Annotated in this window: 17 protein-coding genes and 1 pseudogene; 11 read left to right on the forward strand and 7 right to left on the reverse strand. The window is 35.4% G+C overall.

Annotated features, from left to right (window positions below; translation table 11 throughout):
• Nucleotides 1-143: 143 nt before the first annotated feature.
• Nucleotides 144-1,352: an MFS transporter gene (locus EKG35_RS17690; protein ID WP_126295868.1), complete on the forward strand. Its 1,209-nt coding sequence runs from the start codon at nucleotides 144-146 to the stop codon at nucleotides 1,350-1,352.
• Nucleotides 1,353-1,366: 14 nt separating this feature from the next.
• Here EKG35_RS17690 and EKG35_RS17695 read toward each other — a convergent pair whose 3' ends face one another.
• Nucleotides 1,367-1,582, reverse strand: a complete 216-nt coding sequence (locus EKG35_RS17695; protein ID WP_126295869.1) for a hypothetical protein — start codon at nucleotides 1,580-1,582, stop codon at nucleotides 1,367-1,369.
• A 25-nt stretch (nucleotides 1,583-1,607) separates the two neighbouring features.
• Nucleotides 1,608-2,195 carry a peptidylprolyl isomerase gene (locus EKG35_RS17700; protein ID WP_126295870.1) on the reverse strand — a complete coding sequence of 196 codons (588 nt, stop codon included), beginning with the start codon at nucleotides 2,193-2,195 and terminating at the stop codon, nucleotides 1,608-1,610.
• Nucleotides 2,196-2,556: 361 nt separating this feature from the next.
• Here EKG35_RS17700 and EKG35_RS17705 point away from each other — a divergent pair, with 361 nt between their 5' ends.
• A complete protein-coding gene (locus EKG35_RS17705) occupies nucleotides 2,557-3,783 on the forward strand; it encodes an MFS transporter (protein ID WP_126295871.1) in 1,227 nt (408 codons plus the stop codon).
• A gap of 401 nt (nucleotides 3,784-4,184) precedes the next feature.
• A complete protein-coding gene (locus EKG35_RS17710) occupies nucleotides 4,185-6,032 on the forward strand; it encodes a transglycosylase domain-containing protein (protein WP_126295872.1) in 1,848 nt (615 codons plus the stop codon).
• A 93-nt stretch (nucleotides 6,033-6,125) separates the two neighbouring features.
• Here EKG35_RS17710 and EKG35_RS17715 read toward each other — a convergent pair whose 3' ends face one another.
• Nucleotides 6,126-6,689, reverse strand: coding sequence for a DUF5366 family protein (locus tag EKG35_RS17715; RefSeq protein ID WP_126295873.1), 564 nt, complete (start codon nucleotides 6,687-6,689; stop codon nucleotides 6,126-6,128).
• Between the two features lie 183 nt (nucleotides 6,690-6,872).
• Between EKG35_RS17715 and EKG35_RS17720 the strand changes: the two genes are divergently transcribed.
• The 7 genes from EKG35_RS17720 to mnhG are packed head-to-tail and all read left to right on the forward strand — an operon-like array spanning nucleotide 6,873 to nucleotide 12,633.
• The gene (locus tag EKG35_RS17720; RefSeq protein ID WP_126295874.1) at nucleotides 6,873-9,290 is read left to right on the forward strand and encodes a Na+/H+ antiporter subunit A; all 2,418 of its coding nucleotides are present in this window, start codon (nucleotides 6,873-6,875) and stop codon (nucleotides 9,288-9,290) included.
• Entirely contained in the window at nucleotides 9,277-9,699 is a 423-nt protein-coding gene (locus EKG35_RS17725; RefSeq protein ID WP_126295875.1) for a Na(+)/H(+) antiporter subunit B, read from the forward strand. The genes EKG35_RS17720 and EKG35_RS17725 overlap by 14 nt, the downstream gene beginning before the upstream one ends.
• Nucleotides 9,699-10,040: a Na(+)/H(+) antiporter subunit C gene (locus EKG35_RS17730; RefSeq protein ID WP_126295876.1), complete on the forward strand. Its 342-nt coding sequence runs from the start codon at nucleotides 9,699-9,701 to the stop codon at nucleotides 10,038-10,040. The genes EKG35_RS17725 and EKG35_RS17730 overlap by 1 nt, the downstream gene beginning before the upstream one ends.
• Nucleotides 10,033-11,523: a Na+/H+ antiporter subunit D gene (locus tag EKG35_RS17735; protein WP_126295877.1), complete on the forward strand. Its 1,491-nt coding sequence runs from the start codon at nucleotides 10,033-10,035 to the stop codon at nucleotides 11,521-11,523. Before EKG35_RS17730 ends, EKG35_RS17735 begins: the two co-directional genes overlap by 8 nt.
• Nucleotides 11,524-12,003: a Na+/H+ antiporter subunit E gene (locus EKG35_RS17740; RefSeq protein WP_126295878.1), complete on the forward strand. Its 480-nt coding sequence runs from the start codon at nucleotides 11,524-11,526 to the stop codon at nucleotides 12,001-12,003.
• The gene (locus EKG35_RS17745) at nucleotides 12,000-12,281 is read left to right on the forward strand and encodes a Na(+)/H(+) antiporter subunit F1 (protein WP_126295879.1); all 282 of its coding nucleotides are present in this window, start codon (nucleotides 12,000-12,002) and stop codon (nucleotides 12,279-12,281) included. The genes EKG35_RS17740 and EKG35_RS17745 overlap by 4 nt, the downstream gene beginning before the upstream one ends.
• Entirely contained in the window at nucleotides 12,265-12,633 is a 369-nt protein-coding gene (mnhG, locus tag EKG35_RS17750; protein ID WP_126295880.1) for a monovalent cation/H(+) antiporter subunit G, read from the forward strand. The genes EKG35_RS17745 and mnhG overlap by 17 nt, the downstream gene beginning before the upstream one ends.
• 96 nt (nucleotides 12,634-12,729) lie before the next feature.
• Here the strand turns inward: mnhG and EKG35_RS17755 are convergent, their stop codons facing one another.
• Together EKG35_RS17755 and EKG35_RS17760 are read right to left on the reverse strand one after the other, a co-directional pair.
• A complete protein-coding gene (locus tag EKG35_RS17755; RefSeq protein ID WP_126295881.1) occupies nucleotides 12,730-12,918 on the reverse strand; it encodes a hypothetical protein in 189 nt (62 codons plus the stop codon).
• 94 nt (nucleotides 12,919-13,012) lie between these two features.
• Nucleotides 13,013-14,521, reverse strand: coding sequence for a leucyl aminopeptidase (locus EKG35_RS17760; RefSeq protein ID WP_126295882.1), 1,509 nt, complete (start codon nucleotides 14,519-14,521; stop codon nucleotides 13,013-13,015).
• Between the two features lie 151 nt (nucleotides 14,522-14,672).
• Between EKG35_RS17760 and EKG35_RS17765 the strand changes: the two genes are divergently transcribed.
• Nucleotides 14,673-15,149, forward strand: a complete 477-nt coding sequence (locus EKG35_RS17765) for a divergent PAP2 family protein (protein ID WP_126295883.1) — start codon at nucleotides 14,673-14,675, stop codon at nucleotides 15,147-15,149.
• 61 nt (nucleotides 15,150-15,210) lie between these two features.
• On the opposite strand, the gene EKG35_RS17770 is transcribed toward EKG35_RS17765, so the two are convergent.
• Together EKG35_RS17770 and EKG35_RS17775 are read right to left on the reverse strand one after the other, a co-directional pair.
• A complete protein-coding gene (locus tag EKG35_RS17770; RefSeq protein ID WP_126295884.1) occupies nucleotides 15,211-15,540 on the reverse strand; it encodes a YuiB family protein in 330 nt (109 codons plus the stop codon).
• A 107-nt stretch (nucleotides 15,541-15,647) separates the two neighbouring features.
• A pseudogene (locus EKG35_RS17775) lies at nucleotides 15,648-17,291 on the reverse strand (carbon starvation CstA family protein); the annotation flags it as partial.
• Nucleotides 17,292-17,414 lie beyond the last annotated feature (123 nt).

Raw genomic sequence — 17,414 nt, forward strand, 5'->3', positions numbered from 1 at the left:
AAACTTGGGGTTGTTGTTAAAGGGGTAATTCCATTTATTATTCTTATGATTGCATTTTTAGCATTAGTTGTTTTATTCCCGCAAATGTCGCTTTGGTTGCCATTTGGCAGCGGTGAATAAAATAAGATAAGAAGGTGTTCTTAATGTTCACAAAGGGGTATTCAATAAAAGATAAACAGTTTTGGATTGTTGTCATGAGTCTTGGTTTTGCATCATTGTTTACATTTGCTGCATTTTACTCATTTCAGCCGCTCCTCCCAATATTTGTGGAGGAGTATTCCATCTCTGTTTCATATTCAAGTATGTCAATGTCAGTGACAACTGTTTCTCTCATTGCAGGTTTAATTGTTTTAGGGTTTCTTTCGGATCGAAATGGACGAGTTTTATTTATAAAACTGTCCATTTTTCTTTCTATATTGCCATTTCTTATTATCCCTTTTATTGATTCATATTTCGTAATTATTATGTTGCGTTTTGTACAGGGGTTCACTTTGGCTGGTGTGCCTGCTGCCGCGTTAGCGTATATCGGCGAGGAAATTGATTTAAAATCAAGTCATATTGCGACAGCACTTTATATTTCATCTAATCCACTAGGTGGAATGATTGGGAGAATATTAGCTGGCTTTATATCGGAAAGATTTCACTGGCAATTGTCGTTATTTATAATTGTCATATTTGGACTAATTATTTTTCTATTTGTGTTATTTGCTTTACCTAAATCGAGAAATTTTACCCCAAGCCCGAAAAGTTTCAAAGAGGATTTAATTGGATTTAGCTACCATTTAAAAAATCCATCACTTCTTTTAATGTTTGGTCTAGGGATTGTTTTACAAATAGCCTTTACAGGGACTTGGACATATTTACCTTTCCATCTAACTTCCCCGCCATTTTCATTATCGCTTGAAACTATTTCATTTATTTACTTTACTTATAGTTTTGGCATAATTGGTGCACCAATTGCAAGCTGGTTATCTAGTCGATTTACTTTAGAAAGAGTTAGATCTTCCTCAATTGTCATTCTAACATTCGGTGTGTTATGTACTTTACACTCTTCTTTAATTTTTGTATTAATCGGTCTATGCGTTTTATGTTTTGGCTTTTTCACTGCCCATTCTTTAACTGCAGCTTACGTAAGTAAAAACGCTACACATTTGAAAGGAAGCGCATCAAGCCTTTATTTAGTTTCTTATTATATAGGAGTTGCATCAGGCAGTACGTTAATCGGTCCTTTATGGGAAAGTTGGGGATGGAGAGGCATAGTATATTTTATGACGATATTACCGATTGTCTATTTAATTTTTTTCCATTTATCTTTAAAACAATTAAAGAAAAAAGGAGAGGTCGCATCTTAGACCTCTCCTTTTCACTATTGCTCAGAGTTATTTTGCACATTCTGCTGGCGTTCACGCAATATACGTTCTTCTAAGCTTTTCGTTTTCATTTCTTGCTTTTTTGATAAACGTTTAATCCACATAAACGCTAAAACACATAAAATAATTAAAATTAAAAATTCAAAAGCTGCTGGGATATATGCTGTCTTATCCTCTGGAAAATATAAAAATCCGAAAGCAATTGTGCCCATATGTTGTCACGCTTCTTTCATTTTATTATTCGATAACTGCAATTGATTCAATTTTAACATCTTCTAATGGTTTATCGCGCATATCTTTGTCAACGTTCGCAATTTTGTCAACAACGTCCATTCCTTCAACAACATGACCGAATACAGTATGTTTGAAGTCTAACCATGGTGTACCGCCTACGCGAGCATATTCTTCGATAATTTCTTTTGGATATCCTGCTTGTTCCATTTGTTGAATCATATTGTTTGGCGTATGTTCCATTTGTACAATAAAAAATTGTGATCCATTTGTATTTGGACCAGCGTTTGCCATAGATAATGCACCGCGCAGATTAAATAATTCTTCATTAAATTCATCCTCAAAAGAATTACCCCAAATCGATTCGCCGCCCATACCTGTTCCTGTTGGGTCGCCACCTTGAATCATAAAATCAGAAATAACACGGTGGAAAATAATGCCGTTGTAATAACCTGATTTTGCATGGCCTAAAAAGTTTTCAACTGTTTTCGGTGCATGTTGTGGGAATAATTTTAGTTTGATTGAACCTAAAGTTGTATTCATTTCAACTAATACTTCACCTGGATTTAACTCTTTTGATAATTGTGGAAACATTTAAAGTCTCTCCTTTTATTTAAATATGTTCATTTTAGGTAATCATTATATAAGAAAAGCGGAAGCCCTCTGTTCAGCCCCGTGCCACTTCTTGTCACATCTATATAACAGGCGGCAAATAACTTCATTGAAAGCGGAGCATCAGATGAATAAACTCTCTTTATGAACGAAAAGACATTCTTCTTCAGTATTATACATTCTTATATAGATGTTACCATCTTATACCTCGTTACAGTTTAACATAGAATGTTTATTTTTTCCGCTAATACCTTTTAACTTTCTTCGTGTCCCGAAATTAGTTATACTGTCAAGTGACTATCGAAAACAGTCAAAAGAATGGCTAGAAAGAATGTGTATTTTTATGTCCAATCGAAAACATAATTTCATCATTATTTTAATTTCAAATTTTATAGTTTCTGGATCTATGACGATGATTATGCCCTTTTTATCACTTTATATAAACACTTTTGGAAATTTCTCAGAAAGCTATGTACAAAAATGGGCAGGCATCATATTTGCGGCGACTTTTATTACAGCATTCATCATGTCTCCAATATGGGGAAGAATTGCAGATAAATATGGCTATAAACCCATTATGATTATAAACTGTTTTGGCATTGCAATAAGTATATTTTTAATGGGCTATGTACAAAATGTAACGCAGTTTTTCCTATTGCGTTTATTTATGGGGATTGTTACAGGCTTTATCCCCACTTCAATGGCGTTTATTAGTAAACACACTCCGAAAAATATCGCTGGGAAAACTCTCGGTACACTTCAAATAGGCAGTGTTGGAGGATCATTATTTGGTCCTGTTTTTGGCGGTTTTTTAGCTGATGCTGTCGGTTTTAGCTATACGTTTATTTTAACTGCTTCTTTAATTACAATTGCTGCAATTATCATCATCTTTGGAATTCACGAACCAGAAATTATAAAGAAACCAAATAACACTATCTATTCGCGTAAAAATATTATTTGGTCCATTTTTCATCATCCTCTAATACTAAATATTATGTTTGTAACATCTTTAATTCAAATCGGTAATTTTAGTATTCAACCACTACTTTCATTATACGTTTCACATTTAACCGCATCAGAACAGGTTGCCTTGCTTGCAGGAATTACCTTTAGTGCAGCAGGAGTCGGTAATCTTTTAATTGGACGCTTCTTTGGCAAGTTAGCTGATGCAATCGGCTACGAGAAAGTATTAACCGCGCTATTATTTATTAGTGTACTCTTTATTATCCCACAAGCCTTTGTAACGTCCCTTTGGCAATTAATTGTTTTGCGATTTTTATTCGGGATATTTTCTGGCGGCTTAAACCCAATTACAACTGCCCTTATTCGCCGTGAAGCACCGATTGAAGTGCAAGGTGAAATTATGGGATATAATCAAAGTTTCCGCTTCTTGGGTAATATTATTGGACCTGTTTTAGGAGGCTTTATTAGTGGATTAGCGACCATTTCATCTGTTTTTTATTCAACAGGTCTATTATTCTTGATTGCCGCAATCGTCGTCTTAATTATTCAAAAACTACCAAGGAAATATTTAGAAGATGTTTTAAAAAATCATGCCCGAACTATGTAAAGGTTTTGCTTAATAACGGAAAAATTCCGCAAAAGTAGATTAATCATTATTTACATTCAGCAGGTTCAAATTAGAAAACACAACATCCTACCACTGTAAGCTTAGTTGAACCCCTTTTATGATCGAGTCATACACTAGCTCCAGTAAGTCGTAGAGACACGTACAACACTTCTCTACGGCTTGTGTGGAGAGCAAGAACATCGTGTCCATTTCGCCATCGCTTCCTTAACCAATGCCATGTTAGCCACTTAGCCTGCTCACTCACTATATAATAATTTTTAATAGTCCTCCCCAATTAGGCCTCTTTTTAATAAAAGCTAGTTTTTTATCATCAAATGAAATACTCCACAATATAAATCTATGATATTCTAAGCTTATGCAAGATTACATGGAGGAATATTATGAAGCAAATAGTAGGCTATCTACTAATTATTTGTTGCTTTCCTATTCTTATTTCACTAGGTAAACAAATTTGGAAAGAAATTGATACAACAAATTCATACGAAGAACAAATTCAACAGCAAATACATCTACCTGAAATAACTAACCAACTACCTATTACCATGCTAGATAAAAATGGCAAGGTTTTTAACGAGGAATATGTTGAATGGAGACAACCTCTTCAATTAGAGGACATTCCCGATACTATTAAGCAAATTTATTTGCTAAGTGAAGATAAGGAGTTTTTCACTCATATTGGATTTAATTTAAGCGCCATTACAAGGGCCATTGTGGTCAATTCATCACAGCAGTCTAGTGAACAAGGCGGCAGTACCATCACACAACAACTTGTTCGAATGCGCTATTTAACTGAAGAAAAAACATACGAACGGAAATTAACAGAATTATTCTATGCTTATCATCTTGAGCAAATTTATGATAAAGAAGCTATTTTAGAAATGTACTTAAACGAGATCTATTTTAGCAATCAAGTATACGGAATTGGTGCAGCTGCAACATATTATTTTCAAAAGCCATTAGATGAACTATCCATTGCTCAAATGGCATTTATCGCGGCAATTCCAAACAATCCGTCTTTATATGATCCGCTTCGGCATTTCGAAAAAACGAAAGCAAGACAGGAAAGATTAATCGATATATTATCTGAAAACAATACCATTTCCCCAGAAGAAGCAAAACAATATAAATCTGAAAAAATTACGCTGCATGTCAAAGATAAAATACAGAAACATCCTGCATATAGCACATATGTATTAAATGAATTAAAGTCTCTTATTGCGAATAATGAAAATTTAGAAGAACAACTACATACAAAAACAGCTGAAGATAAAGCCAAAGTCGAAGAGCAAATTGATTCTAAATTACAGCAGCTGCTGCGAAAAGGAATAATTATTCATACTGCCCTCGACCCAAGTAAACAACAGGAGGATGAACAACAAATAGATTCCATTTTAGGCTTAGGCGAGTTACAAGCAAGTGCCGTTGTAATTGATAATTCAACTCGTGAAATTGTAAGTCTCTATGCTGGGAAACATTATAAAAAATATGATTTCCATAGAGCCTATCAAGCAGTAAGGCAACCAGGCTCGTCATTTAAACCATTAATTGTTTACGCTCCTCTTTTTGAAACAACTGATTATACGCCAAAATCTATTGTTAGTGGTGGTCATTACTGCATAGCGAATTTTTGCCCTCAAAATTATGGCGGAGGAGTCTATGGCAACGTATCTATTGCTACTGCTTTTCGAGATAGCTATAACACTTCAGCACTACGCTTATTTCATTTAATAGGACTTGAAACTGGTTTTCGCTATATAGACCGCTTTCATTTTGAATCAATTGTCCAAGAAGATAGAACCTATGCTGCTGGATTAGGTGGTCTTACATATGGTGTAACAACTCTTGAAATGGCGGATGCATATTCAAGTTTTATCGATGGTTCTTATGAACGTGCACATAGTATAAGAAAAGTGACAGATTTAGAAGGCAATGTTCTTTATAGTTGGAAAAATGAACGTGAAACAATTTGGTCCCCACATACAGTCAACTATATTCGATCATTATTAAGCGATGTTGTTGCTAGAGGTACAGGTAAAGGTCTATGGGTGGATTCATCTTATATCGGTGCAAAAACCGGTACAACGAATGACTATAAAGATTTTTGGCTGGCAGGATTAACAGATGAATATACTGCTGCTGTTTGGATCGGTTACGACGTTCCAAAATCAATGCAGTCAATGGAAAACGAAAAAGTACATTTTAAAATCTTTAATACGATTATGAATTAGGGATATGTTTAATAGTTTCTCAGTATTTCCTTTCAGTTTTAGTGAAAAGATTAAAGAAAAATGAGGAGTGGCATTTGATGTCACTCCTCATTTTTAATTTGCAAAAGGCAAGCTTGCCAAAATCCCATTATAAAGTTTTAGTACAACCACTATGATTAGCGTAAGGAAAATTGCCCAAAATAGCACTTCAAAAAAGATTAAACCAATCGTTCCAGTAATAGATAAATATTGGCTTAATTTATATATGTTATAAACAAAATATGATAATACAGTAAGAATAAAAATAATACACATTATAATTATCGACTGCATTCCGAAAGCAGATACGAGCGCCCCAAAGAAGAAAATAACATACCCGCCCCTTGCAACACTAATCGTTTCTCCAACCTTATCTCTGGAGAAGAATAACATCCCTAATTCGTGAATTGTTTCCCCAATTAATTTTAATGCTGAAAATAACATAAAAAAACAAAGGGCAAATACAATTAATAACAAAACACGCAATTCAAAATCAGTTAAAAATTCCCTCATCCCTGCATAAATGCCTATTGATGACAGCAGATTTAGTGACTCTCCTACTGCATAAATCCCAAAGGTTAAACTAAAAAGGAGTATCGAGAATAATGGTAAATAGCCATATAAATATGGATTTTTCATGAACTTTTCCTCATTTTCCGTATTTCTTATCCTATTTAATATAGCGGATACTAATTAGGTGAATCAAGTACTGAAATACCTAGCCACGAAGTGAATTATTGCATAAGAAATGTTATAATATTTTTTGATTGAGCTTTTAAATAATGATAAATTTTGGCTTTACTTTTTGAAAGGGGGATTATTTTGTTTCAAGTATTGTGTATTTTTATTCCAATACTAGCCGCGCTTTTTATACCATTTTTCTATAAGAAAGTTCGTACAATACATACTGGATGGTTCGTTTTAATTGTCCCATTATTTCTAGTAACGTTTTATGCAACTTATATACCTGTGGTAGCAAATGGTGATACAGTTATTGCGCAGTTAGATTGGATTCCTTCACTCGGAATTTCATTTGTGTCATATCTTGATGGACTAAGCTTACTGTTTTCTTTACTTATTTCAGGAATTGGCGCACTTGTTGTACTTTATTCGATTTACTATTTAGATCGTAAAAAAGAGCAGTTGCATAATTTTTATGTTTATTTGCTTATGTTTATGGCAGCAATGCTTGGTGTGGTACAGTCTGACAACATGATTACACTTTATTTATTCTGGGAGCTTACCTCTGTTTCATCATTTTTATTAATCGGATATTGGTTTAATCGAGATAAATCAAGGTTCGGTGCATTAAAATCAATGGTAATTACCGTTGCTGGCGGTATGATGATGCTGGGAGGATTCGTATCACTATCCTTAATGGGTGGGACATTTTCCATTCGCGAGTTGATCGAACAAGCACCAGAACTAGCAGCTCACGATACATTTATTATTGCCCTGCTGTTAATTTTATTGGGTGCGTTTACAAAGTCAGCTCAATTCCCATTTTATATATGGTTGCCAGATGCAATGGAAGCGCCTACACCTGTTAGTGCCTACCTTCACTCCGCAACAATGGTTAAAGCAGGTATTTATTTAGTAGCCCGCTTTACACCAATATTCGCGATTTCTGAAGTTTGGATTTGGTTGGTTGCTGGGATTGGTTTATTGACATTATTCTGGGGATCATTCTTTGCTGTAAAACAAACAGACTTAAAAGGAATACTTGCTTTCTCAACAGTAAGTCAACTAGGTCTTATAATGTCCTTGCTAGGAGTTGGAGCAATGGCCTATCATGTTGATGGTGCAGAGAATACTATCTTCAAATATGCAGCATTTGCGGCTATTTTCCATCTTATTAACCACGCAACATTTAAAGGTAGTTTGTTTATGATAGCAGGTATTGTCGATCATGAAACAGGTACTCGAGACATTCGGAAACTTGGTGGTTTAATGAGCCTAATGCCAGTAAGCTTTACTGTGGCATTAATCGGCAGCTTTTCAATGGCCGGTCTGCCACCATTCAACGGTTTCTTAAGTAAAGAAATGTTTTTGACAGCGATGTTATCCATTACAGAATTTGATTTCTTTAATTTTTCAACATGGGGAGTACTATTCCCTGTTATTGCTTGGATTGCAAGTGTGTTTACGTTTATTTATAGTTTTTACTTTGTCTTTAAAACATTTACTGGAAAACTTGAAGTTGAACAGCTACCAAAGAAACCTCATGAAGCTCCTATTGGTATGTTGATTTCTCCAGTTATATTGGCAAGTTTAGTTGTCGCAATATTCTTTATTCCAAACATTATTGCGGATACTTTTGTTAAACCTGCTGTTGCTGCTATACAGCCATTCTTGTACACATCTCCAAATGAGGTAGATATACATGTTGCAGCCTGGCATGGAGTTAATCCAGAACTGTGGATGACAGTTGGAATTATAATAATTGGTCTTGTAGGTTTTATGCTTCTATCTAAATGGCAAAAAATGTACAATGCCCTACCTCCAAAGCTTACACTGAATAACTTATACGACTTTGTTATATATGACCTTTGCGATACATGGATTAATCGTTTCTCTGGCCTTTATATGACGGGATCAATTCGTAGATATTTAGGTTTTATGTTTGGGGCAATTTCAATTATTGTTATTGGAACACTATTTATAAAAGATGCATTTGTAGTATCCTTTGATAATGCGTCCACTATCTCCTTATATGAAATAATCTTAGTAATAGTATTAGTTATTGGTACAATTACTACAGTTTTTGCAAAATCAAGAATTACATCAATTGTTGCTTTGGGCGCTGTCGGTTATACAGTGTCATTATTCTTTGTAATTTTTAATGCACCTGACTTAGCATTAACACAATTAGTAATCGAAACAATTTCAGTTGCATTATTCCTATTGGCGTTTTATCACTTGCCAAAATTCCAAAAAGCAGAAGAACGTACCCGCTTTAGATTAGGTAGAGCATTTGTTTCTGTAGCTGTTGGTGTAATGGTTACCCTAGTAGCTCTATCAGCACATTCGCAAAAATTAGTAGAATCTATTACTAATTATTATAAAGAAACAGTGTATACACTTGCTGGCGGCGGCAACATTGTAAACGTAATTTTAGTAGACTATCGTGGTTTCGATACATTGTTCGAAATTACTGTTTTGGGAATCGCCGGAATGGCAATCTATGGAATGATTAAACTTCGAATGAGCAGAAAGGAGAAAAATTATGAAAACAAATGATGTCATATTGCAGTTTACTGCGAAAATTGTCTTTTTCATTATTTTCTTCTATGCTGTTCATATTTTCTTCGCAGGACATTATACACCTGGTGGAGGATTTGTTGGAGGCTTAGTCACTTCTTGTGCGATCGTACTGCTTATTATTGCATTTGATTTAAAAAAGGTGCAGTCTATATTGCCAATAAACTATATTTATCTAGTTGCTACTGGTTTAATAGTAGCTTTAGGAACTGCGACTTTTTCAATGATTGCCGGAAAGCCGTTTTTCACACACTCCTTTGATTACTTCAATTTACCTATATTAGGAAAAACGTCGCTTCATACTGCAGCATTGTTTGACTTTGGTGTTTATTTGGTTGTTGTTGGCGTTACGATGACCATTATTCAAACGATTGGGGAGGATGAATAATGGAAATAATTATGGCATTTGTCTGCGGATTTCTTTTTATGGCCGCAATCTATTTGATTTTATCTCGCAGCTTGCTGAGGATTATTATTGGTACAGGATTGCTTAGTCACGGAGCACACCTGCTTATTTTAACAATGGGAAGCTTTAAAGGAAGTGCACCACCTGTTTTAGCAGATGGAGTAACAGACTTTGTTGATCCAATCCCACAAGCATTAATTTTAACAGCTATTGTTATTAGCTTTGGTGTAACAGCATTCTTTTTAGTTCTAGCTTACCGAGCGTATCAAGAGTTAAAAACAGATGATATGACATTAATGAAAGGAAGTGACGATAATGAATAACTTTCTTTTATTGCCGATTATCATCCCATTTTTCTTCGGTATGATTTTAATGTTTGGACAAAAGAAATTAGCCTATCAGAGAATAACAGCCCTATTCGGGTTAGTAATCTCGATAGTATGTGCATTCGCTCTTTTAGCAACTGTTTATGAAAATGGACCTCAATCTGTTACGTTTGGCAGCTGGCCAGTTCCATTTGGTATTACAATGGTTTCAGATACTGTTTCAGCATTGCTTGTCCTAACAACATTAATACTAGCATTCTTTATCGTTTGGTACGGTTTCGGATCAATTGGAAAACAACGTGAGCAGTTTTTCTATTACCCTGGAGTTATGTTTATTATTACTGGGGTAAATGGAGCATTTACAACAGGAGATATTTTCAACCTTTTCGTATTTTTTGAGGTTCTTTTAATGTCTTCTTATTTGTTGATAGTTCTTGGTGGCGAAAAAGCTCAACTACGAGAATCTATTAAATATATTTTAGTGAACGTCATCTCATCTGCTCTATTTGTTATTACAGTTGCATTTTTATATTCTGTTGTTGGAACTTTGAATATGGCTGATATTTCAGAGAAAATTACAGAAGTAAATCAACCAGGAATTCTAACGGTCATTGCAGTGTTGTTCTTAATGGTATTTGGCATGAAAGCTGCAATTTTCCCACTTTACTTCTGGCTGCCTAGTGCATATTCAGCACCACCAATCCCTGTTTTGGCTTTATTCGGTGCGCTTCTTACGAAAGTGGGAGTATATGCAATTATGCGTACATATACGTTATTTTTTACCCACGATTTATCCTATACGCATGAATTATTATTGATTTTATCGATTATAACAATCATTGCTGGATGTATTGGTGCCCTTGCTCATTTTGATGTTAAACAAATTATTATTTACAATATTGTCATTGCTGTTGGAGTTATTTTATTCGGCGTGGCACAAATGAATGAAGTTGGACTTGAAGGAGCTATGTTCTACCTTATCCACGATATGATTATTAAAGCAGCATTGTTTATGCTTATTGGGATTGTTATTTTTGTAACGGGGACAACAAATTTACGAAAAATGGGCGGTTTAATGAAAACCTACCCTGCCCTTGGTTGGTTTTATTTAATCGCAGCATTTGGCTTAGCTGGAGTACCTCCACTAAGTGGTTTTATTGGAAAGCTGCTCATCGTTCAAGGTGGTTTCCAAGCAGGGAATATTTGGACTAGTATTTTTATATTAGCCTCTAGCTTAGTTGTCTTACTATCCGTCATTCGCATTTTTATTTATGCATTTTGGGGTGAACAAGGACAGCTGTCTAAGGAGATTAATAAAACAACTTATAATCGTTTATTTTTCCCGACAATGCTGCTTGTGATTGTTTCAATTTTCTATGGTGTAGGTACAGAATGGATTATGCCGTTTATGGAAGATGCAGCAAAAATATTAACTGATCCTTCAATTTATAATGATGCGGTCATGAAAGGAGGAGAATAAATGTCCTTTCAAATATTATTAAATCTATTTCTAGCATTTTTGTGGATGTTTTTATCCTCTAATTATTCCGTATCTCGTTTTATTATAGGCTATCTTTTAGGGCTTCTTGCGATACTTGCGATGAGACGTTTCTTTAACTCTCGTCTTTATATTGACAGAGTGTGGGCAATTATAAAGCTGGTCGTTCTCTTTATTAAGGAGTTAATTTTAGCGAATATCTCTGTTTTAGTTCTAGTATTAAAACCTAAGCTTGAAATGCAGCCAGCATTTTTCAAATATAATACTGAGCTTACTGAGGAATGGGAAATTACTCTTTTATCAAGTTTAATAACATTAACACCAGGTACGGTTGTTGTTCACGTATCAAATGATTCAAAATCTCTGTTTATCCACGTAATTGATAGTAACGATATTGATGCAACAATTGATTCAATTCGAAATTCATTTGAAAAAGCGATATTGGAGGTGAGCCGTACATGACATATTTTCTTTGGGGAGCAATAGTAATTATTGCACTTTCTATGGTTGCACTTCTATATCGGCTAGTGAAGGGTCCAAACCCTTCTGACCGTGTAGTAGCATTGGATACTATAGGAGTTCTATTGATCTGTTTAGTGGGGCTTTTTTCAATATTAGTTGAAACAAGTTTCTTCCTGGAAATTATTTTCTTATTAGCGATTCTATCGTTTATTGGAACGATTGCCTTCTCTAAATTTATAGAGAAAGGAGATATCATTACTCGTGACAATTCTCGCTAACATTTTAGTCGTTTTCTTTATATCTGTTGGTTTATTATTTATCGTTGTGGCTGCACTGGGTCTAATTCGCTTACCTGACCTTTATACACGTGCACATGCAGCTTCTAAAAGCTCAACATTAGGGGTTATGTGTATTTTGCTTGGAGTATTCTTTCACTTCTGGCTAAAAGAGGATCATTTCAACCCTAGCATCCTTTTAGGAGTGCTATTCTTATTTATTACAGGTCCAGTAGGAGCTCATATAATGACAAGATCATCGTACTTAGCAGGTGTTAAAGCGTGGCCTGGTACAGTACGTGACGATCTTAAAGAAGAAATTGAAACAATGAAAAAAGAGCAGGGAATAAAATAAGAATACCCAAGCATCCTCTTGCTGAAAAAAGTGCGTCGACACGATCCACATTAAAATAAAAAGGAAGCGCGAATGTAAAAAACGCGCTTCTTTTTTTTAATAACGACGGTATGGTCTTCTGTATGGATAGTAGTATGGAGGATATGGTGGATATGGTGGATAATAAGGGTAACGATTATAACCTGGATAAATTACATTACCTAGAAATCCACCTAAAAATCCACCTAAAAAAGGATAGCCAAAATTAGAAAAACCATCATATCCACGATAATAATTTCTTGTCATACTAAACCTCCTTTTCTTAAGTAACATATGTAAAAAAAGGAGGTCCATATATGCTATATGCCTATTAAAGGTTAACTTAACATCGAGGCGAAATTTAATTGAGTTGTTCGCCTAATCTTTCGATAAATGTTGCAAGAGTCCTTACCATAACACCTGTACCACCCTTAGGACCTAAATCGTAGGGGGAGGAAGCATCTGAAGTGCCAGCAATATCTAAATGAATCCATGGCGTATCCCCTACAAATTCACCAACAAAGCCTCCAGCAAAAATCATATGACCATCACTGCCTGGTGAATTATTTAAATCCGCTATATCTGATTTCCGTATACGTTTTTTATCTCTTTCTGTAAGCGGCATTCCCCAAACAAATTCCCCCGTTTCGATGCTCGCTTCTATAAATGAATCAAAAAACGCTTCATTATTTGTAAGAGATCCCGTTTTATCATAACCAAGAGCTGTAATAACCCCACCAGTTAACGTTGCAACATCAATTAAATAATTTGCTCCTTGCTGTTTTGCATAGGTCACCGCATCAGCTAAAACGAGGCGTCCTTCAGCATCTGTATTTAATACTTCTACTGTTTTTCCACTATAGGTTGTAATAACATCATCTGGTTTGAAGGCATCACCAGAAATCATATTGTCTGTTGATCCAATGACTGCAACGACGTTTTTATTAGGTCGTAATTCGCCAATAATTTTCATTGCTCCAAGTACTGCTGCAGCACCGCCCATATCACCTTTCATGCCAACCATACCTGTTTTCGATTTAATTGAATACCCACCTGTATCGTACGTAACGCCTTTGCCAACTAATCCAACAACATCTTCCCATTTTTCAGTTGCTTGATATTTAATTGTAATAAGCCGCGGTTCTTCAGTGGAGCCCTTGTTTACACTTAATATGCCTCCCATACCGAGTTCTTCTAAGTCAGCTTTATTTAATATTTCAATTTCGAAATCATACTGTTTAGCCAATTGTTCTGCATAGTTAGCTAAGTCTGTAGCAGTCAATAAATTCGGAGGTAAATTCACTAAACTACGAGCTTCATTAACTGCGTCTGCATATATTTTACCTACTTCGTAGCTAGCAGCGATTTCATCAATATCCCCATCTGTCACAAAATGCACTTCATCCATATAGACATCTACTTCATTTGATGTCGTCTTATAATGTGGTACTTGATAAAAGCCTAAACCTGCTCCCTCTGCAAATAAAAAGGCGATTGTCTGCTCGTCAATCGGACTAGCTGTAAAAGATTCAAGCCAAATTGTAAAATTGTTCGTTTTTAAGGCTCTTAATTGTTTTCCTACTAAACCAAACGTTTCCCTTAACTCGTTTTCCGTTAATGTTTTTGTATCGCCTAACCCAACAAATAAAACTCTTTTAATTTTTTGATTTAATCCTGTATACGGGATTTTCGTCATTTTCTTTCTTTCGGTGGATATGTCGCCTGAACGTATCCATTCTTCCACATTTTCACCATAAAATGATATGAAATTATTCCACCCTTTTATATGGTCACAGTTTTTTTGTACTCCTACAATTAGAAGTTCCGTATCCACTTGATTAAATGTCTTAGCTTCTTTTACTATTTTCATGTAAACACTCCTCCATTTTACTAATAATAGTATAGTTAAGCTTTTTAACTATATCGAATATTTCGTATTACGAATTTCTTGGTTTTTGAATTCTCTTAAATTAGTTATGTTATACTAAAACAAAGATTATGAAGGGTAGGGATTGTTTATTTTGGCACTTTTTCAAAATGCACCTTTACTTTTAGCTCTTTTTTCTATTTTATTTGCACAATTCGTTAAAGTACCAATTCATTTCATTTTCACAAAAAAATTAGACTGGTCTTTATTGACTTCTACTGGTGGAATGCCAAGTTCTCATTCAGCAGCAGTTACAAGCCTTGCAACAGGAATTGGCTTTGAAACCGGCTTAAATTCCCCTACCTTTGCTGTTGCAGCAATGCTTGCAGGTATTGTTATGTATGATGCAAGCGGTGTCCGCTATCAAGCTGGACAGCACGCAGTCATCATTAATCGAATGAGAAATGAATTAGCATTGTTTTTCCGCGAAATTAAACATTGGCCTGAGAAGGATGAAAACGAAAAAATTCAGGAATTGAAAACATTACTAGGTCATAAGCCAAGTGAAGTATTTTCTGGTGCAATTACTGGAATTTTAATTTCAGTTATATTTTATACTGTCATTATTTAAAAGGCAGTACAACGACTCTCGGTCGCTGTACTGCCTTTTATTTGTAAAAATCACTTAATTGTTAGAACATTCGATATCCAGCTTTGCGCAAATAGATCATAACAATGCCAGCAACAATTGCTCCTGCAAATCCACCAGATAAAATCGTTATATCAACTACCTGTAACGCTTGGATTTTATCTATTAGGGCAGGAAAAGCTGATCCTGGTTTAAAAATATAATCTAGAAAACTTACTTCATCAACAATAAATATTACAACGATAGGATAAACAATTGCCATTAGCCATGTCATACGAAGCAGCATGTTCAATAAAAAGCCAATACCAAAAAACATTACAAAGAAAAGTACTACAGAGATGATTAATTGAACTAACGAAACTGAACCACTCATATTATGTATACCTCCGTTTTCCACTCACTAGTTTACATGAATAATGATAGGCTTTCAAATAGAAAAAGGGCAGTTCAGAAAATGTTAATATCTGAACGCCCTTAAATTTAATAAGCTTTTATCGTTTGTTCATTAAAACCTCGTGGACTGTTCCATAGTTGAATCCACTTTCTCACAGCTGTCACTACAATAATGACACCTAACACCAACATGATAATCGATAATATTCCATTTAATACAGAATAACCGGCATTTGCGCTATTCCAGTAAACATTTTTCACCATCCAAATGCCTGCAACATTTACGGTAATATATAAATATATTAATGGAATGATACATGTTAGTACATAAATACGTTTTGTAGCCATTTTTAAGATAACAGTTCCGCCTACAACCAAACCAATTGATGCCATTAGTTGGTTAGAGACACCGAAAAGTGCCCAAATTGGCCCAATTTCACCCGAATACAATAAATATCCCCACATAAAACAAGCAAGTGCACTTGCAAAGATAGTACCTGGAAGCCAATCAGTTCGTTTAAGCGGTTTTACAGCATCGCCTAAGAAATCTTGAATTAAATAACGAGCTACACGAGTACCAGCGTCAATCGCCGTTAAAATGAATACTGCTTCGAACATGATTACAAATTGATAAAAATAAGATGCCATTCCAGAGAACCATGGAATACCTGTAAATATTTGCGTCATACCTACTGCTAATGATACTGCTCCACCAGTTCGCCCTTCCAAATCCATTCCAATCGTTTGTGATAGACTTGTTAAATTCACTGTTTCCATTCCAAGAGTTGCAAAGACAGCAGGAGCAGCATTTATAGCAAAATAATCTCCAGGGTGTAAAGCTGTGGCTGCAACAAGCGCCATTACCCCTACTAAACTTTCAACTAGCATCGCTCCAAAACCAACGACTCTTATATCTTCCCATCGATTTAACATCTTTGGTGTCGTGCCCGAGCCTATAAAAGCATGGAATCCTGAAATGGCGCCACATGCAATTGTAATCGATACAAATGGCCAAACAGGACCCGCGATAATAGGGCCTCCACCATGTATGAATTCAGTAACAGGCGGGAATTGAATTACCGGATTTACAAAAAATACACCGGCAATAAGCGCTATGAAAACACCTATTTTCATAAAGCTACTTAAATAATCACGCGGCGCAAGTAAAAACCATACTGGTAAGGCAGCAGCAAAGAATGCGTATATAGGCAAAATAATAGCTAAGGTTTGTCGATCAAACGTCAAAAAATCTCCAAGTGCTGTTCCTTGTATATATGGCCCTACAAACACACCAATAAGTAATAAAATAAAACCAATTGTTGATGTTACAACTAAATTGCCCGTCTTTTTATAAGCAATTCCAATAAGCATTGCAATCGGAATAGTGATTGCTACAGCAAAAGTTCCCCATGGATTGCTCTCTAATGCCCCTAAAACAACCATAGAAAGGCCAGCCATTGTAATGGTAATAATAAATAGCATAGCTAATCCTGTGCAAAAACCTGCTACAGGTCCAAGCTCTTCTTTCATTACTTCTGAAAGCGATTTCCCTCCACGGCGCATTGAGGCAAATAAAACTACCGCGTCATGAACAGCTCCCCCAATCACAGCCCCAATAAGCAGCCATAAAAGACCAGGTAAATAGCCAAATTGGGCAGCTAAAACAGGCCCTACTAATGGTCCAGCGGCAGCAATGGCAGCAAAATGATGGCCAAATGCTACCCATTTATTTGGGCTCTATAATATTTGTTGGGGTTTGAAAAAATTTCATAAATAAAAAAGCACGTAATCACCGATTTCTATATACTTGAATTGTCTAGAAACAAGCAATGAAAGGTGATACGTGCAAATGAA

This window comes from Lysinibacillus telephonicus, assembly GCF_003966145.1.
Classification (GTDB): domain Bacteria; phylum Bacillota; class Bacilli; order Bacillales_A; family Planococcaceae; genus Ureibacillus; species Ureibacillus telephonicus.

Bases quoted from the DNA above. Each gene is read 5' to 3' on its own strand.
- EKG35_RS17755 (WP_126295881.1), bottom strand. From the start codon at position 12,918: ATGACAAGAAATTATTATCGTGGATATGATGGTTTTTCTAATTTTGGC.
- EKG35_RS17760 (WP_126295882.1), bottom strand. From the start codon at position 14,521: ATGAAAATAGTAAAAGAAGCTAAGACATTTAATCAAGTGGATACGGAA.
- EKG35_RS17715 (WP_126295873.1), bottom strand. From the start codon at position 6,689: ATGAAAAATCCATATTTATATGGCTATTTACCATTATTCTCGATACTC.
- EKG35_RS17690 (WP_126295868.1), top strand. From the start codon at position 144: ATGTTCACAAAGGGGTATTCAATAAAAGATAAACAGTTTTGGATTGTT.
- EKG35_RS17725 (WP_126295875.1), top strand. From the start codon at position 9,277: ATGAAAACAAATGATGTCATATTGCAGTTTACTGCGAAAATTGTCTTT.
- EKG35_RS17745 (WP_126295879.1), top strand. From the start codon at position 12,000: ATGACATATTTTCTTTGGGGAGCAATAGTAATTATTGCACTTTCTATG.
- EKG35_RS17730 (WP_126295876.1), top strand. From the start codon at position 9,699: ATGGAAATAATTATGGCATTTGTCTGCGGATTTCTTTTTATGGCCGCA.
- EKG35_RS17700 (WP_126295870.1), bottom strand. From the start codon at position 2,195: ATGTTTCCACAATTATCAAAAGAGTTAAATCCAGGTGAAGTATTAGTT.
- EKG35_RS17735 (WP_126295877.1), top strand. From the start codon at position 10,033: ATGAATAACTTTCTTTTATTGCCGATTATCATCCCATTTTTCTTCGGT.
- EKG35_RS17740 (WP_126295878.1), top strand. From the start codon at position 11,524: ATGTCCTTTCAAATATTATTAAATCTATTTCTAGCATTTTTGTGGATG.
- EKG35_RS17710 (WP_126295872.1), top strand. From the start codon at position 4,185: ATGAAGCAAATAGTAGGCTATCTACTAATTATTTGTTGCTTTCCTATT.
- EKG35_RS17705 (WP_126295871.1), top strand. From the start codon at position 2,557: ATGTCCAATCGAAAACATAATTTCATCATTATTTTAATTTCAAATTTT.
- EKG35_RS17695 (WP_126295869.1), bottom strand. From the start codon at position 1,582: ATGGGCACAATTGCTTTCGGATTTTTATATTTTCCAGAGGATAAGACA.
- EKG35_RS17770 (WP_126295884.1), bottom strand. From the start codon at position 15,540: ATGAGTGGTTCAGTTTCGTTAGTTCAATTAATCATCTCTGTAGTACTT.